Origin of the sequence: Aurantimonas sp. E1-2-R+4, from assembly GCF_036549515.1 — a bacterium.
Taxonomy (GTDB): Bacteria; Pseudomonadota; Alphaproteobacteria; order Rhizobiales; family Rhizobiaceae; genus Aurantimonas; species Aurantimonas coralicida_A.
The window spans coordinates 37,236-54,863 of the sequence record NZ_JAZHLK010000013.1 but is presented as its reverse complement, the minus strand read 5'-3'; the positions used below and the strand labels follow the sequence as shown (position 1 = coordinate 54,863).

Annotated in this window: 18 protein-coding genes; 14 read left to right on the top strand and 4 right to left on the bottom strand. The window is 63.4% G+C overall.

Features of this window, described 5'->3' with window-relative positions; genetic code table 11:
- The first annotated feature begins 106 nt into the window (after positions 1-106).
- From VQ045_RS08305 to VQ045_RS08255, 11 genes are all read left to right on the top strand, one after another.
- Entirely contained in the window at positions 107-847 is a 741-nt protein-coding gene (locus VQ045_RS08305; RefSeq protein ID WP_331829787.1) for a TorD/DmsD family molecular chaperone, read from the top strand.
- A gap of 92 nt (positions 848-939) precedes the next feature.
- Positions 940-1,137 (top strand): twin-arginine translocation signal domain-containing protein, encoded by a 198-nt coding sequence (locus tag VQ045_RS08300; RefSeq protein ID WP_331829786.1) that lies wholly within the window; start codon positions 940-942, stop codon positions 1,135-1,137.
- 58 nt (positions 1,138-1,195) lie between these two features.
- On the top strand, positions 1,196-4,186 hold the full coding sequence (locus VQ045_RS08295) for a formate dehydrogenase subunit alpha (protein WP_331829785.1): 2,991 nt from the start codon (positions 1,196-1,198) through the stop codon (positions 4,184-4,186).
- A gap of 16 nt (positions 4,187-4,202) precedes the next feature.
- Positions 4,203-4,799 carry a formate dehydrogenase FDH3 subunit beta gene (gene fdh3B, locus VQ045_RS08290; RefSeq protein ID WP_327623422.1) on the top strand — a complete coding sequence of 199 codons (597 nt, stop codon included), beginning with the start codon at positions 4,203-4,205 and terminating at the stop codon, positions 4,797-4,799.
- Between the two features lie 136 nt (positions 4,800-4,935).
- The gene (locus tag VQ045_RS08285; protein WP_327650841.1) at positions 4,936-6,126 is read left to right on the top strand and encodes a formate dehydrogenase subunit gamma; all 1,191 of its coding nucleotides are present in this window, start codon (positions 4,936-4,938) and stop codon (positions 6,124-6,126) included.
- A gap of 19 nt (positions 6,127-6,145) precedes the next feature.
- Positions 6,146-7,531, top strand: coding sequence for a cytochrome C (locus VQ045_RS08280; RefSeq protein ID WP_331829784.1), 1,386 nt, complete (start codon positions 6,146-6,148; stop codon positions 7,529-7,531).
- Positions 7,532-7,672: 141 nt separating this feature from the next.
- A complete protein-coding gene (locus VQ045_RS08275) occupies positions 7,673-8,659 on the top strand; it encodes a S1C family serine protease (RefSeq protein ID WP_331829783.1) in 987 nt (328 codons plus the stop codon).
- Positions 8,656-8,847, top strand: coding sequence for a DUF6494 family protein (locus VQ045_RS08270; RefSeq protein WP_327623427.1), 192 nt, complete (start codon positions 8,656-8,658; stop codon positions 8,845-8,847). Before VQ045_RS08275 ends, VQ045_RS08270 begins: the two co-directional genes overlap by 4 nt.
- Positions 8,847-9,608 (top strand): biotin/lipoate--protein ligase family protein, encoded by a 762-nt coding sequence (locus VQ045_RS08265; RefSeq protein ID WP_331829782.1) that lies wholly within the window; start codon positions 8,847-8,849, stop codon positions 9,606-9,608. Before VQ045_RS08270 ends, VQ045_RS08265 begins: the two co-directional genes overlap by 1 nt.
- Complete coding sequence (locus VQ045_RS08260) at positions 9,608-10,657, top strand: DUF6352 family protein (protein ID WP_331829815.1); 1,050 nt, start codon at positions 9,608-9,610, stop codon at positions 10,655-10,657. Before VQ045_RS08265 ends, VQ045_RS08260 begins: the two co-directional genes overlap by 1 nt.
- Positions 10,658-10,670: 13 nt before the next feature.
- The gene (locus VQ045_RS08255) at positions 10,671-10,970 is read left to right on the top strand and encodes a hypothetical protein (protein WP_327646609.1); all 300 of its coding nucleotides are present in this window, start codon (positions 10,671-10,673) and stop codon (positions 10,968-10,970) included.
- A 10-nt stretch (positions 10,971-10,980) separates the two neighbouring features.
- Here the strand turns inward: VQ045_RS08255 and VQ045_RS08250 are convergent, their stop codons facing one another.
- Positions 10,981-13,020, bottom strand: a complete 2,040-nt coding sequence (locus tag VQ045_RS08250; RefSeq protein ID WP_331829781.1) for a 4Fe-4S binding protein — start codon at positions 13,018-13,020, stop codon at positions 10,981-10,983.
- A 110-nt stretch (positions 13,021-13,130) separates the two neighbouring features.
- Here VQ045_RS08250 and VQ045_RS08245 point away from each other — a divergent pair, with 110 nt between their 5' ends.
- Both VQ045_RS08245 and VQ045_RS08240 read left to right on the top strand, forming a co-directional pair.
- Positions 13,131-13,655, top strand: a complete 525-nt coding sequence (locus VQ045_RS08245) for a DUF3305 domain-containing protein (RefSeq protein WP_327623431.1) — start codon at positions 13,131-13,133, stop codon at positions 13,653-13,655.
- Entirely contained in the window at positions 13,648-14,340 is a 693-nt protein-coding gene (locus VQ045_RS08240; RefSeq protein WP_327623432.1) for a DUF3306 domain-containing protein, read from the top strand. The genes VQ045_RS08245 and VQ045_RS08240 overlap by 8 nt, the downstream gene beginning before the upstream one ends.
- A gap of 34 nt (positions 14,341-14,374) precedes the next feature.
- On the opposite strand, the gene VQ045_RS08235 is transcribed toward VQ045_RS08240, so the two are convergent.
- Complete coding sequence (locus VQ045_RS08235) at positions 14,375-14,665, bottom strand: DUF3144 domain-containing protein (RefSeq protein ID WP_327623433.1); 291 nt, start codon at positions 14,663-14,665, stop codon at positions 14,375-14,377.
- Between the two features lie 123 nt (positions 14,666-14,788).
- On the opposite strand from VQ045_RS08235, the gene VQ045_RS08230 reads away from it, so the two are divergent.
- Positions 14,789-15,955, top strand: a complete 1,167-nt coding sequence (locus VQ045_RS08230) for an Mrp/NBP35 family ATP-binding protein (protein ID WP_331829780.1) — start codon at positions 14,789-14,791, stop codon at positions 15,953-15,955.
- Positions 15,956-16,026: 71 nt separating this feature from the next.
- Here VQ045_RS08230 and VQ045_RS08225 read toward each other — a convergent pair whose 3' ends face one another.
- Together VQ045_RS08225 and VQ045_RS08220 are read right to left on the bottom strand one after the other, a co-directional pair.
- The gene (locus VQ045_RS08225; RefSeq protein WP_331829779.1) at positions 16,027-16,275 is read right to left on the bottom strand and encodes a sulfurtransferase TusA family protein; all 249 of its coding nucleotides are present in this window, start codon (positions 16,273-16,275) and stop codon (positions 16,027-16,029) included.
- 44 nt (positions 16,276-16,319) lie between these two features.
- Positions 16,320-17,576, bottom strand: a complete 1,257-nt coding sequence (locus VQ045_RS08220) for a molybdopterin molybdotransferase MoeA (protein WP_331829778.1) — start codon at positions 17,574-17,576, stop codon at positions 16,320-16,322.
- Positions 17,577-17,628 lie beyond the last annotated feature (52 nt).

Sequence of the window (17,628 nt, the reverse complement as noted above, 5' to 3'; positions counted from 1 at the left end):
CAACGCCGTAAGTCCACCCGTACCAAGCCACGCGCCGTCGAAAGCCGCCTCTCTTGTACGGCGCTGCGCGTTACCAGCCACCGCTAACGCGCTGTAAACCGGTCGTGTGGGAAGCCGCGGGCTGGCGCAGAAAAAAGCCGAATCACCGGCTCGGAAACGGCGCTTATACGTCTTTAGTCTTATGCAAATCGCGTTGCCGAATCCCGGATTTGCTGGTTTAGTTGCGCTAGGGAGAATCCGGTTGCCACAGGAAAACGTCGCCATTTCGCACGGACTGCCAGAACCGGAACAATTGCGCGTCAATCTCTACCGTTTGATGGCTCGCCTCTTGGCATTGCCGGCCGATCGCACGTTGCTTGATATGCTGGGCGCCCTGTCGGGCGACGACACGGACTTGGGCGCCGCGATTGGCGATCTGTCCATGGCGGCGCAGGCGCTATCCGAGGATGCTGCGCGCGAAGAATATCACGATCTATTTATCGGCGTCGGCCGGGGCGAGTTGGTGCCCTTCGCCTCCTACTATCTGACAGGCTTTTTGAACGAGAAGCCCCTGGCCCGCCTCCGCGACGATATGGCGCCGCTCGGCATTGCGCGCTCGACCGGCGCCAAGGAGCCCGAGGATCACATCGGCGCCTTGATGGACATGATGGCCGGCCTCATCGACGGATCGTTCGGTCAGCGCCAGCCGCTAGAAACGCAAAAAGCTTTCTTCAAGAAGCATATCGGCTCTTGGGCCGGACATTTTTTCGCCGATCTGGAAAAGGCGCCATCGGCGCGATTGTTCCGGCCGGTCGGCGCGATCGGCAGGCACTTCCTGGAGGTCGAGGAAGCCGGCTTCGACATGTAATCGACGACGTTATGCCGACTGACCGGGTGGGTGAGGCTCGCAACGGTTTTTGGGAATATTGGAAACGGGTCTCGCGAACAGAGGAGATACTCATGAGCGCCAAGGGCAAAGACGCCAGGACAGATCGCCGCGCTTTCCTGAAATTCGCCGGCTTGGGGACCGTCGCGACCGGCGCGGCCCTCGTGACGGGCGGGCAGGCCGATGCCGAGGTCGCGGATGCAAAATCCGTGGCCCCCGGCTACCGGGAAACCGACCATGTGAAGACGTTCTATCAGACCGCGCGTTTCTGACGCGAACCACTAACAGGCCAGTTTGCAGGCGACTGCGACGGAGGAAACGGAGACAACCATGCTCAGGAAGAAGGCTGTAGGGACTGCGAGAAGTCCCCGGGTGTCATCTGCGCTGTCGGAATTCGGAAACCGAGCGGTCGATCGCCGCACGTTTCTGAAACGATCCGGGCTCGCCATCGGCGGCGCGGCCGCGATTTCGTCGCTATCCGGCGGGATGGTGCGCCGGGCGGAAGCCGCGACAGACGCCGCTAACGGCAACATCGAGATCAAGAAATCGATCTGCACCCATTGCTCTGTCGGCTGCACGGTCATCGCGGAGGTTTCCAACGGCGTCTGGATCGGCCAGGAGCCGGGCTTCGACTCCCCGTTCAACCTCGGTGCGCATTGCGCCAAGGGCGCTTCGGTGCGCGAACACGCTCATGGCGAGCGCCGGCTGAAATATCCGATGAAGCTCGTCGGCGGGAAATGGCAGCGCGTCAGTTGGGACGAGGCCATCAATGAAATCGGCGACAAGATGCTCGAGGTTCGCGAATCCAGCGGGCCCGATTCGGTTTATTGGCTGGGTTCGGCCAAGCATTCCAACGAGCAGGCCTATCTGATCCGCAAATTCGCCGCCTATTGGGGGTCGAACAACATCGATCACCAGGCGCGTATCTGTCATTCCACCACTGTCGCGGGTGTTGCCAACACCTGGGGCTATGGCGCGATGACCAACTCCTACAACGACATCCACAATTCCAAGGCGATCTTCCTGATCGGCGGCAATCCGGCGGAAGCCCATCCGGTTTCGCTGCTGCATCTGTTGAAGGCCAAGGAAGAAAACAACGCCCCGCTGATCGTGCTCGATCCGCGCTTTACGCGCACCGCGGCGCATGCCGACGAATATGTCCGCTTCCGGCCGGGCACCGACGTGGCGCTGATCTGGGGCGTCCTCTACCACATCTTCGAGAACGGCTGGGAGGACAAGCAGTTCATCCAGAGCCGCGTCTGGGGCATGGACCAGATCCGCGCCGAAGTGGCGAAATGGACGCCGGAGGAAGTCGAGAGGGTCACGGGCGTGCCAGGTTCGCAGCTGAACCGCGTTGCACGCACGATGGCGGAAAACCGTCCCGCCACGCTGATCTGGTGCATGGGCGGCACCCAGCACACCAACGGCAACAACAACACCCGCGCCTACTGCATCCTGCAGCTGGCCCTTGGCAACATGGGCACGGCCGGCGGCGGCACCAATATCTTCCGCGGCCACGACAATGTGCAGGGCGCGACCGATCTGGGCGTGCTCGCCGATACGCTGCCCGGCTATTACGGGCTCAGCGACGGTTCGTGGGCCCACTGGGCGCGTGTCTGGGAAGAGGAGCTGGACTGGCTGAAGGGTCGGTTCGCGGTGATGCCGGGCGCAGGCGCCGACGGCAAGGATCGCATGATGATGAACGAGACCGGTATTCCCGTGTCCCGTTGGATCGACGGCGTTCTGGAAGCCAAGGAAAACCTGCAGCAGCCGGACAACACCAGGGTGATGGTGTTCTGGGGCCATGCCCCGAACTCGCAGACCCGCTTGCCGGAGATGCAGAAGGCGATGGGCATGCTCGACCTTCTGGTCGTGATCGATCCCTATCCGACCATGACGGCGGTTCTGCAGGATCGCACCGACGGCGTCTATCTGCTGCCGGCGGCCACGCAGTTCGAGACCGTCGGTTCGGTCACCGCGTCGAACCGCTCGCTGCAATGGCGCGAAAAGGTGGTCGAGCCACTGTTCGAGTGCCTGCCCGACCACACGATCATGTACAAGTTCGCGGAAAAGTTCGGCTTCGCCGATCGCATGTTCCGCAACATCGAGGTCAAGGACGGGGAACCCCTCGTCGAGGACATCACCCGCGAGTTCAACCGCGGCATGTGGACCATCGGCTACACCGGTCAGTCGCCGGAGCGGATGAAGTCGCACATGGAAAACCAGCAGACCTTCGACAAGACCACCCTGCGCGCCGTTGGCGGCCCGCATGACGGCGAGTTCTACGGCATGCCCTGGCCCTGCTGGGGAACGCCAGAGATGAAACACAGCGGCTCGGCCAATCTCTACGACACGTCGATCCCGGTGGCCCAGGGCGGCATGGGTTTCCGTGCCCGCTTTGGCGTCGAGCGCAACGGCGACAATCTACTGGCCGAAGGCTCGTGGCCGGTCGGCTCGGAGATCGAGGACGGCTATCCCGAGTTCACCATGGCGATGCTGAAAGAACTCGGCTGGGACAAGGACCTGACGCCGTACGAGCGCAAGTATATCGACTATGTCGCAGGCTTCGCCGACCAGCGTCCGACAGCGGGTCAAGAGGTCGGCGAAACGTCCGATCAAGGCGAACTTCCGTCCGACTACGAGAAGAAGATCGGCGGCGTGAACTGGAAAACCGACCTCTCCGGCGGCATCCAGCGGGTCGCCATCGCACACGGTTGCACGCCTTACGGCAACGCCAAGGCGCGGGCGGTCGTGTGGACCTTCCCCGACCCCGTCCCTATCCATCGCGAGCCGCTCTACACGCCGCGCCGCGACCTGGTCACCGACTATCCGACCTATGAGGACAAGACCTTCTGGCGCGTGCCGACGGCCTATGCGTCGATCCAGAAGAACGACTTCTCCAAGGACTTCCCGATGATCATGACATCGGGGCGGCTGGTCGAATATGAGGGCGGCGGCGACGAGTCGCGGTCGAACCCCTGGCTTGCCGAATTGCAACAGGACATGTTCGTCGAGATCAATCCGTCGGATGCCAACGATATGGGCCTTCGTGATCGCGACACGGTCTGGCTGCACAGTCCGGAGGGCGGCAAGATCCGCATCATGGCGATGATCACCGAACGTGTCGGCAAAGGCGTCGTCTTCACGCCGTTCCACTTCGGCGGCTATTTCCAGGGCGTCGATCTTCGCTCGAAATATCCGGAAGGGGCGGATCCCTACGTTCTCGGCGAGGCCTGCAATACCGCGCAGACCTACGGCTACGACTCGGTGACCCAGATGCAGGAAACCAAGACGACCCTGTGTCGGATCGAACGGGCGTAAAGGGAGGAATAAGACAATGGCTAGAATGAAATTCCTTTGCGACGCCGAGCGCTGCATCGAGTGCAATGCCTGCGTGACAGCATGCAAGAACGAGAATGAAGTGCCGTGGGGGGTCAACCGCCGGCGTGTCGTTACCATCAATGACGGCAAGCCCGGCGAGCGCTCGATCTCGGTCGCCTGCATGCATTGTTCGGACGCACCGTGCGCGGCGGTGTGCCCGGTCGACTGCTTCTACACGACGGACGACGGCGTAGTGCTGCACTCCAAGGATCTGTGCATCGGCTGCGGATACTGCTTCTACGCCTGCCCGTTCGGCGCGCCGCAATATCCACAGGCGTCGAATTTTGGTTCGCGTGGCAAGATGGACAAGTGCACCTTCTGCGCTGGCGGCCCCGAGGAAGACAATTCGGCGGTCGAGTTCCAGAAATATGGCCGCAACCGCCTCGCCGAGGGCAAGCTTCCGCTCTGCGCGGAAATGTGCTCGACCAAGGCGCTTTTGGCCGGCGACGGTGACACCGTTTCGGCGATCTACCGCGAGCGTGTCGTTGCCCGGGGCTTCGGCGCCGGGGCTTGGGGTTGGGGCACCGCCTACGGTCAGAAGACCGGCGGCTGAGCCAGCCATCGTCTGTGACCGGCGGGCGGCTCCGGCTGCCCGCCGTTTTGTCCGAACAGTAAGGCGCGGTGTTTGCCGTCTTGCCCGGCAGTCTATGCTGGGTTCGGTGTTTTCGATCCGCTCAGGAGAACAGCAAATGCCCAGCTTGAGGATGCTCCGCGCTCGCTTGACCCGGCTTGTGTCGATGCGTTTGCTGACGGCGATCGCACCCGTCATTGCCGCGGCATTATTCATGACATTGGCGGCAACCAGTGCAGGAACGGCGCAAAGTTCGGTCAGACCGCCTGAGAGCGCGATCTCCGCGACCGGGTCGCCGACCGGCGGCGCGGTGCCCGGAGACGCCCTGGGCACGACCTCGGATGCGGAAATCTGGCGGGCTGTCCGCCAAGGCGTGTCGGGCAACGTCTCGATCCCGGACAAGAAGGCCGGGGTGCTGGTCCAGTCCGAAGGCGAGTCCTGGCGCTTGCTGCGCAACGGACCGATGTTCGACTATCTCGGCCTCGCCATGATCGCCACGCTGATCCTGCTGGCGCTGTTCTTCGCCATTCGTGGCCGCATCCGCGTCGAACACGGCCTGTCTGGCGTCAAGATCAAGCGTTTCTCGACCGTCGAGCGCACCGGCCATTGGCTGATGGCGCTGTCGTTCATCATCCTGGCGATCAGCGGCCTCAACGTCTCGTTCGGGCGAAGCGTCATCATTCCGCTGATCGGCAAGGAGGCGTTCGGGCCGATCTCCGAATTCCTGAAGCTGTCCCACAACTACGTCGCCTTCGCCTTCATGCTTGGTCTGGCGATCGCATTCGTCACGTGGATCGCGCACAATCTGCCGAGCCGGCACGATCTGGTGTGGCTCGCCCATGCCGGCGGCTTGTTCTCCGAAGGCGTCCATCCGCCAGCAAAGAAATTCAACGCGGGCCAGAAGATTATCTTTTGGCTGGTCATGCTGGGCGGGCTTTCGCTCGCCGTCTCGGGCTGGGCCTTGCTGTTTCCGTTCGAGCACAGTTTCTTCGGCGACACTTTCACCGGCCTCGCCTCGATCGGCCTTGATATCCCGGCGCTGTTGGGACTACCGCAGCCACCTTATTCGGCAATTCTGGAGCAACAGTTCAACACCGTCTGGCACGTCGTCATGGCCGTCTTCATGATCTGCGTGATCTTTGGTCACATCTATATCGGCAGCATCGGCATGGAGGGGGCTTTCGGTGCTGTCGGCAGTGGCAAGGTCGACCTGAACTGGGCCAGAGAACACCACTCGCTTTGGGTCGATGAGCTCCGCGAGAAGGACGCCATGCCCCCGGCCGCGGCCAATCCCGAGCCCGCGGAATAACAATCGGAAAGCAGGCGCGATGGACCGGACGCTCCGGCGGGTGACATTGGCAGCGCTCCTCACCTTCTTTGCGCCGGCGCAGTCCGCTTCGAGCGAGCAGGAATGGCCTGAGAAGCTCGTCGGCCATGGCGGCCCCGTCATGGCGATCGCCCTGTCCGATGATGGCTCCGAGGCGCTGACCGCATCCTTCGACTATTCGATCATTCGTTGGCGAATGCAGGGCCCGGAGGGCACGATCGTCGCGCGGCTGGTCGGACACAATGCCGCCGTCAATGACGTCGCCTTCGTCCCCGGCGCCGCAAAGGCTGTTTCCGTCTCCGATGACGGCGCGTTCGCGATCTGGGATCTGCGGGAAAACCGTCTCGAAACCCTGATCGAGGATACCAAGGACAAGGTCCAGGACGTCGCGGTGAGTCTCGACGGCCGGTTTGCGGCCGCGGCCCGCTGGGACGGCACGGCGCGAATCTTCGATATCGCCGCGGGGCGTGAAATCGCCCGCGCCGAGGGTCATCGCGGCAATGTGAACGCCGTTGTCTTTTCATTGGACGGCCGGCAGCTCTTCACCGCCGGTTACGACGGCACGGTTCGCGAGTGGCCGCTCGACGACGGGCTGATCGCCGGCCCCTCGCGCCTGCTTTACGCCCATGGCTGGGGCGTCAACGTGCTGGCTGCCCTGCCCGGCGGTTCGCTGCTGGCCTTCGGAACGCTGAACGGCGTCAGCGGCGTCATCGATCTTCCGACTGGCGAGGTCGCCGAACTGGCATCGAACGAGCACCCGATCCTGTCGATTGCTTCGTCGCCGCGCGCGGGATGGTTCGCCACCGGCAGCGCCAACGGTAAAATTCGCGTCTTCGATGCCGATTCGGGAAGCCTCGTGGAGGAATACGGCGATATATACGGTCCGGTCTGGGGTCTGGCGTTTACCCCTGAAGGCGCTCAGCTCTATCGCAGCGGGCTGGACGATTTCGCGATCCGTTGGCAGGTCGCGCCGCGCCATCCTCGCGAGCCCATCCAGTCGGTCTATCCGCGCCGGTTTCAAACCGTTAACCGGGCTGGCCCCGGCGAAATCGAGTTCCTGCGCAAATGCTCGGTCTGTCACACGCTGACGTCGGATGACGCCAATCGCGCCGGACCGACGCTCTACGGCCTGTTCGGCAGGGTGGCCGGGACGGTACCGGGCTACAAATATTCTCAGGCCTTGGTAGAATCGGATATTGTCTGGACTCCGGAGACGGTTTCGCGGCTATTCGACGATGGACCGGATATCGTAACGCCGGGGACCAAAATGCCGGTCCAGCGGCTCAAGAGCGTCGAACGGCGGGACGCACTGATCACCTACTTGCTGCAAGCCACGGCGGCGGACGAAACAACGCCGCTGCCGGGCGAACAGCAGAACACGAACTGACGGAGTCGAACCGACGATGAGAGCCTTTTTGTTGAGCATCGTAATCATGCTGGTCGTCGCCCTCGGAGTCGGGTTTCTTCTCGATGAACCCCTCGAAACTCCGGCGAGCCAGGCCTATTCGACGGAGAACGTCCGGCTGTAATGCACATCACCCGCGGCCTCGCAGCTCTCCTTGCGCTGGCTTTAGCGGGGTTTGCGGCTGGCGCGGGCACGGCGGACGCTCTTGAAGCCGGCAATTGGCGCACGGCCATCGCAACCGTCGCGACGCAATCCGTGGTCGCCGTCCTTCCGGTGTTGCCGACGCACGAGATCAACCAGGAAGAGCCCGAGGGCACCGGGTTCGCGATCCGCGACGGCCGCACCATCGTGACGGCGGACCACGTGCTCGGACGTGCCAATGCGGTGCGGTTGCGGCTGTCCTCGGGAGCCGTCCGGAGCGCGGACATCGCTCTGCGTGACGCCGATACCGATATCGCCTTGTTGCATGTCAGCGATGCCCTTCCGCCCCTGGCCTTCTCCGCCGACGCGCGGACAGGCGCCGATGCTTGCGTCCTCGGAAACGCATTCGGCCTCGGGATCAGCCTTGCCTGCGGCGTGATTTCGGCGACCGAGCGACGTGGCGTCGGCTTCAACCGTATCGAAGATTTCATCCAGACCGACGCGGCGATCAATCCTGGAATGTCTGGAGCGCCGCTCATCACGGAAGATGGACACGTCGCCGGTATGGCCAGCGCGATTTTCACCAAGTCGTCGGACGGCAATCTCGGCGTGAATTTCGTCGCCTCAGCGCGGTTGCTCGAAGCGGTGCTGGATGACGCCGAAGATGGCCGTATCGACCGGCGCGCGGCGGGCGTCATCCTGCGCCCGCTTCCCGCGCCCGGCGAGACCGGAGAACCCGGCGCCGAAGTCGTGCGCGTGGCACCGGGATCGCCGGAAGATCGGGCCGGAATCACTGCGGGAGACCGAATCCGAGCCATCGGCGATCTGCCGGTGCGGGGCCAACCCGACTATCTCACCGCGCTCGTCCTCGACGCCGGGCAAGAAACGCTCACCTTTTCGATTGAACGGGCCGGCGAATTGTTGGACATCCTCGTCCACGACAAAAGCGAAAAGGGAAAAAACCGATGAGCGAAGAAGCCTTCAACATGTCGCTGAGAAAATTCCTGAAACAGGTCGGGGTGACCTCGCAGCACGAAATCGAGGATCTGGTGCGCACGGGAAAGGCGGGCTCGGGCTCCCTAAAGGTCAAGATCGTCCTGACCGCCGAGGGCGCGCCGCTCAATCATGTGGTCGAGGGCGAAATCCAACTCCCGTGATGACCGCAGCGCCTGAGGTCCAGCAACTGGCCGATCCGGAATTTCCGCCTGTCTTCGCCGGTCACGCGGTCGCTGCGGACGCGGATCCCTTCGCCGTCGCGGTGGAGGGTGCAGCGTCCGGTTCGTATGGAGCTGGAGATGTCGTCTGGAGCGAGGATCGACGCCGCGCCGCGGCTGCGTTCATTCTCGAACCGGAGACGCCTCTCGTCGTTGCGGCGCAGATGGTCCCCGTCATGATGGTTGCGCTCGGCGACGCGGTGGGCGCCATCGGCCCGCCCAATCTGGCATTGACCTTCCGCTGGCCCGGCACGATTCTGGCCAATGGCGGGATCGTCGGCAAGGTCGCGTTCCGCGCTCCGGACAACGCTGCCGCTGCCGATATTCCGGACCAAATCGTTGTCGGTTTCGAGCTGGCGCTCGACACGTCGGCCAATTCGCGCGGCGAACCCGGCCTCGACCCGAATGTGACCGCGCTTTACGAGGAAGGTTGCGGCGAATTGGACCGAACCAGCATCATCGAGGCCGTGGCGCGGCACTTCCTGTCATGGATCGACGGGTGGACGCATGATGGATTCCGCACCGCCCATCAATCCTGGTTGTCGCGCGCCAACGATCTGGATCAGCAGATCGACGTGGCTGTCGAGGGCGGTAATCGCTCTGGCAAGATGGTCGGCCTTGATGAGGAGGGCGGCCTGCTTGTTCAGGCGGAAGGGCAAACGGTGCTGATCCCTCTTTGCACAGCCTTGGGAGTCGGCGCGTGATGGTCGCTCAACCCGCCCACTCCGATGACGAGAAACGGATTATCTGGAAATCCGCCGGGCTGCATTTGACGCACCGGCTCGAAAGCGGCTGGCTGGCCGTGACCCCGGACTTCCTGCGCGCCTATTATACGCGCCCGGAAATCCATCCGATCGAAGAGAGCTGCGAGAACGAGCATCGCCTGTTCGAAAAGTTGATGGAGACACCGACCATCCCGGTCCTCGACGCGGAGCTCGCCGCGATCGCCGATACGGACGCCGCCGACAATTATCGCCTGGTGCTTGGCTATCGCGATCACCTGCTGAAACATGGTTCGATCGAAGCGGGTTATCTGGCACTGTTTCAGCCGGGCGCACCGCAGGTGCCGCCGGTCTTCATTGAGCAGATGGTTCATCTCATACTGTCCGGCCTGTTGGCGGATGAGCGCGATCCCTTCGTGCTGCGCGCCGCCGAATTGTTCTTCCGCGACCAGAAGGCGACGACGAGCGATGGGCAACTCATGCTCGCGGACGCGGAAGTGGTCGAGATGTATTCGGAATCCGGCGGTTTCGGCGGCCTTGGAGCCTTGCTGGCCGAGGCCGGAACGCCGATGCGCGAGGTCTCGCTCGACGTGATGACCGAGGACAACGCCGCCGCCTATTGGGAGCGTGCCGATCAGTTCAACTTCGCGCTCGACTTCCGCTTTACTCAGCCGGGACAGGACGCGCTGGCGCGCGTCATCGAACGATGGGTGGGTCATTTCATGCGGCTGCCGGTGCGCGTGCAGGCCATGCAGGCGATCAGCGACGAGCGCTGGACCTGGCATATCGGCCTCGACGCGGAAGCAACGCTGATACTCAACGGGCTCTATGAGGGGGAGCAGGTCGACGAGAACCGTCTCAACCGCATCGCCGCGCTGTATCGCATGGAGTTCCTGGAATCCGACCGCCTGATCGAGACGATGCGGGGCAAGCCGGCTTATCTGGGCCTCGCGGCGTCGGGCGATAATCTCATTCGACTGAAACCGCAAAACCTGTTGACGAACCTTCCCCTGACACCGGGCATACAGTGAGCAAGGAAACGATATGACGACCTCATCGACAAAGATCGTGAATACCCCGTGGATGCGGCTCGTGGCGTTGCTGCTCGCGGTCCTGCTCGCAATCGGTGCCTATTTCCTCTGGCTGAACACCGAGGGATGGGTGTCGACCGTCGGAGAACGGGCCGAGCGACTTCAGAAACTGACCGTCTCGGACGAGGTAGCCGCCTGTATCGACAAACGGAGCGCCGATATCGACGCGATGGTCGAGCAAGGTATGATCAGCGCGGACGCCGCCGAGCAGTCCCGCTCGCAGGCGCGCTCGCTCTGCTACGACCGCAACTGAGGAACTTCGGTCAGTCCTCGCTGAAGAAATCGTCGATCGACAGTCCGCGCTTGCCGGCCTCGAGATAATCGTCGGTGGTGCGAATTCGGGACCGGTGGGCGATCGCGAAGGGATCGCCACCGTCGGCGGCCAGGGCTTCGAGCCGACAGCTTTCGCACATCTGCAACAGCGCGACACGCTCCTCGCTCTGGAACATCCAGTGCTTGCCGCCGAGTTTCTCCTTGACCTTGTCAAGCATGCCGCGCGCCGCGAATGGTGTGCCGCAGCGGATGCATTCGGCCGGCTCGTCCTCGTTCAACGTCACTGGCTGCATGACGGTCGGCGCGAAATTATAGCGCGGCTCCAACGAAATCGCCGTCTCCGGGCAGGTGGCCGCGCAGATGCCGCACTGGACGCAGGCCGATTCGACAAACCGCAATTGCGGCTTGTCAGGATTGTCGCGCAGCGCGTCGGCGGGACAGGCCGAGACGCAGGCCATGCACAGCGTGCAGCGTTCCTGGTCGACGTTGATCGCGCCATAGGGGGCGGATTCGGGCAGTTGGATGAGGTCGGACTCCGCATGCCCCGCCTTGGCGAGGATCGCGATGGCGGCCCGTGCCACCTCCCGCTTGCCGCCCACCGGCGCAAAAGCCGTACGCGCGATTTCCGCTGCGGGTTGCAGGTCGTACAGAGCCGATTCCACGAGATCGGGATCGCCTGCGTCGAGGACCAGAACGCGACCGTCTCCGAGCGCCATCCCGCCGGTCAATGCATCGACGAGAAGGATCTCCTCATTCAGCGCATCCAACTCGCCCGCCTTACGCGGATCGACCAGCACCACCAGAGAGCGGAACCCGGTGGCCAGCGCCGAGGCCATCAGATCATGTCCGACGCCGGTAGCCGAGTGCAGTTCGAGCGGAATGACGTTGGCCGGCAGGCCGCGGCCGAGCCGCGCCATGGCATTGATCAGCGGCGCGCCATGTCCGCGATCGTGAACCAAGAGGACCGGCGATTTTCCACCTGCGGCGAGATAGGTCTGCGCCAGCGTCTGGACGCGCTCGACCAGTTGGGTGCGCGCCGGATAATCGTAGGAGACGGCGCCCGTCGGGCAATGGGCGGCGCAATTGCCGCAACCACCGCAGATATCGGCGTCGATCAGGACCTCGTCGCCCGCCGGCGTGATCGCGCTCGGCGGACAATTGTCGATGCATTTCGTGCAGCCGGTCTTTTTCGACCGCTCATGGGCGCAGATCGAGGCGTCGTAGGAGACATAGATCGGCTTTTCGAACTCGCCCTCATAGGCGCTCGCCTCGAAAACGGCGCGCATGACGGCGGCCGGATCACGCGGCTCAGCTCGGAAGTAGCCGTCGCGACCCGTCGGCCGCGGAAACAGGGCGGCGTCGCCGGTCATGTCGAACAGGACGCTGCAATTTGATTTGGCGCCATCGCGGGCGAGGCCGAACTGCGGCTCGCCGCGCGAAGAGGGCAGCATCGCCGCATAGCCATCGACGACGACGTCGAACGCGCCGAGCGAGCCATGCGCCATGGAGACCTTGCCGCGGAACACGGGAAAATCGAGAACGGCCGGCAGCAGAATATCGTCGGCTCCGGTCAGGAGCAGCGTGACCGAAAGGGACCGATTGAGCATCGCGGCGGCGTCGAAGGCCGCCTGCCCCTCGCCCATGACGAGGCACAGCCCGTCGCTGGCGATGGTGCGCAGACGGGCCGGCTTGATCGGCAGGGAGGCAGCGGCGATCAGCGCGGCCATCTTCGGCGCTGTCGACGTCTTGTCCGTCGTCCAGCCGGCGGTCTCGCGAATATTGACGAAGGCCGCGACCTCGCGTCCTCCCTCTTCCGCGACTTCGGCAAAGAGCGGGCTTTCCTGTGTACACGCGACGACAATCTCGTCGCCGGACTCCAGTGCGCCTTCGAAAACGCCGATCTGGCTGCGACAAAGATTGGTATGAACGGTCAGTTCCGTCTCGCCAAACGCGCGCGCAATGGCTTTCCCATCCATTTTCATGGACTTCTCGCAATTGCAGATCAGGACCCGTTTACTCTTTGCAGACATGGCTTCTCCCTTGTGAGCGAGCCTTAACACGTTATTCTATCGGCGGAAGCGCGCAAATGCGCCCGTCTCATACGAAAGGATGACCCTGTTTGGCCCGGGAGTTGACGATCATGTTGGGAGTGCTCGCCGAGAAGCGGCGATCGGTCTCGAAATGGGCGAAGGAGTACTGGATTCCGGTCGGTGTGACGCCCGCTTCCGGGAACTTTTCGGCCGGCGATGAACTTCTGCGCGACGACACCATGACCCGCTATTTCATGGGCGTCCACAATCTCACATGCCACGCCGCCGACACCGAGGCCTATGTCCATAATTTCAACAGCCAGACACCGGCCTTATTCGTCATCTTGCGGCGCTCTGAGGACGATACCCACCCATTGCCGTGGTTTGTCCATTCGGTGACCGCCTCGCCCTATCTGGCGCAGGACTACGACGACAGCGCCGAGGACATCGTCGAGCGGGTCGCGATGCCGCCTGAAATTGCCGGGGCGATCATGGATTTCGTCGATCGCTATCACAAGGAAGAGGTGTTCAAGAAGCGGCGGCGCGACAAGCTCGATACGGACGCGCACAAATTCGGCCAGGAGCCGATCTTCCTTCATCGCGAGCGACCGGCTGGAGGCAAGTACGATGGTTGACGACGCCGGCAAGACAGAAGGCTTCTTGTCGCGCTGGTCGCGGCGCAAGCGCGAGCCCGACGAGATCGAACCGGCGGTAGAAATCGCGCCCGACGATGTCACGCCGGTCGTCGAAGCCGACTCGCCCGATCCGGAAGCGGAGGAGAACCGCATCGCCGCCGAAGCGGTCGACATCGATTCGCTGGTTCAGGGCGACGATTTTTCGCTCTTCCTTAGGCGCGGCGTTCCAGAGCTTTTGCGCAAGCAAGCCTTGCGGAAGCTATGGCGAACCAATCCCGTTTTCGCCAATCTCGACGGTCTTAACGACTATGACGAGGATTTCCGCAATCCCGCGCACAATGCCTACAAGTCCCTCTGGCAGGTCGGGCGCGGTTTTCTGAGCGTCGAAGAGCAGGAGATCCAGCAGGCGACCGGCCGCATGTCGCGCGACGTCATGGTTGACGAGCCGGTCGCCGGTGAAGCCGATCCCGTGGAGGAGATGCGCGACGCCGAAGCTCCAACGATTGCTGGCGACGAAGAAGGCGCAACGGCGGCGTCAACGGGCGAAGAAGAACCGCCCGTCGAGATCGCCATCGAAAGCGATGAGGCGGATGAACTCGCGTTCGCGCCTGTGCAATCTATCGAGCCGGAAGAGGCGGAACAGCCGCGACGGCGCGTGTCTATACGCAGCCGCCTGGAGGGGTAGGACTGAGGCTTCGGGGCCTCGGTCGGCCCTCCGTTCACACGTCCGGATCGGCCAGATGTGTCCGCAGCATTTCCTTGTAGATGCCCGCCATTTCCTCGACGTACACCTCGTGGTCTGCGACATCGCGGACATTGCGCCCGACATGGGCATTGTAGCGCGCCGCGGCATAGAGGAAGGCCATGTGAATGTCCGTCGCGGGGACCTTCCGATTGGCGCGGTTGGCGACATCGATGAATCGGTCGGCCAGCCTGACGAATGCCTCCGGGCTGCTCGTTTCCAGCGGTTCGCTCGCTTGCCCTTGCGTGCCATTTCCCTGCGACGGCATATCCGTGTCTCCTCCTGGCGCGTCCCGGCGGCCGGCATTATCTGCAATCACGAAGCGCGATTGGCCGCGCGACCGCATTTGCCGTATGTGACGGTCCAGACTTCCATAACAGCGAGAGTTCAGTTGGCAATCAGCAAGGACAACATTCTGGAGCAGCTCAAGCGGGTCAAGGGACCCGACCTGAGCGGTAACATCGTCGATCTCGGCCTGGTCTCGGAAATTTTCCTCGCCGACGGCAAGGCGTTCTTTTCGCTGACGGTGCCGGCCGACCGTGCCGAGGAATTGGAACCCTTGCGCGCCGCCGCCGAAAAGGCGGCGATGAACGCCGAGGGCGTCGAGAAGGCGGTCGTCGCGCTGACCGCCGAGCGCAGCGGCTCCGCCTCCGCGTCGGCCGTGCGTCCGGCACCGAGCGCCCAGCAAGCCGCCGCCGTGCCCCCGCCAATGGCGGCCCACGCCGCTCACGCCAGACCAACCCCGCCGGCAAAGGCCGGAGTTCCCGGCATCGGCGCGATCATCGCCGTCGCCTCGGGCAAAGGTGGCGTCGGCAAGTCGACCACTTCGGTCAATCTGGCCCTCGGCCTTCAGGCGAACGGGTTGAAGGTCGGCATTCTGGATGCCGACATCTACGGTCCCTCCATGCCCCGTCTGCTGCATATTTCCGGCAGGCCGCAGACGGTGTCCGGCCGCATTCTCAAGCCGATGGAGGGCTACGGCCTGAAGGTCATGTCGATGGGTTTCCTCGTCGATGAGGAAACCCCGATGATCTGGCGCGGGCCAATGGTCATCTCCGCGCTGACCCAGATGCTGCGCGAAGTCGAATGGGGCGAACTCGACGTGCTCGTCGTCGATATGCCGCCCGGCACCGGCGATGCCCAGCTGACCATGGCCCAAAACGTGCCGCTGGCCGGCGCGGTCATCGTCTCGACGCCGCAGGATCTTGCTCTGATCGACGCTCGCAAGGGCCTCGCCATGTTCCGAAAGGTCGATGTCCCGATCCTCGGCATCGTCGAGAATATGAGCTATTTCATCTGCCCGAGTTGCGGCAGCCAGCATGACATTTTCGGCCATGGCGGAGCGCGCAAGGAAGCGACACGAATCGGCGCGCCGTTCCTCGGCGAGGTGCCGCTCGACATGGCCATCCGCGAGACGTCCGACGGCGGCACGCCGATCGTCGTTTCCGATCCGGATGGCGCGCATGCGAAAATCTATCGGGAGATCGCCGAGAAGGCATGGACCAGGGTGTTGGAGGAGCGCCAGATGAGCGGCGGGCCGTCGATCGTCTTCGAGTAAGGCCTCCGCGCGGCGCCTGAGCCGGGCCGGAAGCGGGCCCTCCCCCGTCCAACTGGTCCGGCTTTGGCGCGCTACCCCGATACAGCGGCTTCCTGGCGCTTTTCGATCAGGAAAACCACGCGGTCTTTACCCCGATCGGTGATCTCGACGCTATCGCCGGTCTCGCGGATCAGATTCGGGATGTCGATCGTCGCCAGCGGATCGCTGCAATGGACTTCGAGGCGATCGCCCGCGGCGAGACCGCCGAGCGCCTTGCGGGTTTTCAGGGCCGGCCAGGGGCATTTCAGACCGACGAGATCGAGTTTGGTTGTAACGGGCATGGCGGGCAAGTTGGCCGAGGCGGCCGGCGTCGTCAATCGCTTTGTCAGTAGAGGCTCGAATAGGGAATGAAGCCCACGATATCGCCCTGCTGGATCTGCGTCACGTCCTCGGCAAGCTCGATGAGCCCGTCCGTCTCGACCAGCGACGACAGCAGGCCGGCACCCTCGCGGGGAAACTTCACGGCTTCCACCGATCCATTTGCGGCAGGGCGCAGGTTGACACGCACATATTCGCGGCGGTCCTTTTTCTTCTTATAGGAAAACGCTGTCCGGACCGGCGTCGAGACGATCGGCTTGCGCCCGGCTCCGGAAAGCGCCAAAATCGCCGGTCGCGCGATATAGGCGAAGGTGACGAAGCTCGCCACCGGATTGCCCGGCAGCCCAATGAACGGCGTCCCGTCAATAACGCCCATCGCCACCGGGCGTCCCGGCTTGATCGCGACGCGCCAGAACACCAGCGACCCGGCGCTTTCCACTGCGTCTTTGACGAAATCCGCCTCTCCTGTCGACACACCACCGGAGGTCAGGATCAGATCGTGCGCCGATGACGCCTTCCTCAGTGTGTCCGTGATCGCGGCCCGATCATCCGGCAGAATACCCAGGTCGGTGATCGCACAGCCGAGCCGCCCGAGCATCGCCATCAGCATGAACCGGTTGGAATCGAAAAGCTGCGTCGGTCCACGCGGTGTACCGGCGGCGACGATCTCGTTGCCGGTCGAGAACACCGCGACGCGGACACGGCGGCTGACGTCTACCCGGATCTCACCCAGCGCGGCAGCGAGGGCGATGTCCTGGGGACGCAGGCGACGGCCGGCTTTCAAGACGACCGCCCCCGCTTCGACGTCCTCGCCCACGGGCCGCATATTGGCGCCGATCGTCAGACCGGCGGGAAGGGTCACCTCGCCGGAATCGCCGAGCCGCACATCCTCCTGCATAAAGACCGTATCGGCGCCGGCCGGCATCGGCGCACCGGTGAATATCCGCACGGCCTCACCGGGCGCTACGGTGACCCTCTCCCCCGAACCCGCCTGAATCCGTCCGCTGACCTGAAAGCCGCGCTCCCCTGTCGCCGGAAGGTCGACGCCACGCATGGCATAGCCGTCGACCGCGGAATTGGCATAAGGCGGCAACGCTATCGACGCGATCAGGTCACGGGCGAGAATCCGTCGGTCCGCGTCACAGAGTGGAATCGATTCGGTTTCCGCAAGCGGTAGCACCCGCGATGTGATCAGTGCGACCGTCTCGGCCACCGTCATCATCGGTCTGCCGAATGCGAAGCAATCGTCCGAAAGTTGAGCCATCGTCTAAAACCCGTATTCGTCGCGCCATCGCCGGGAATGACCGGGCGCCCTG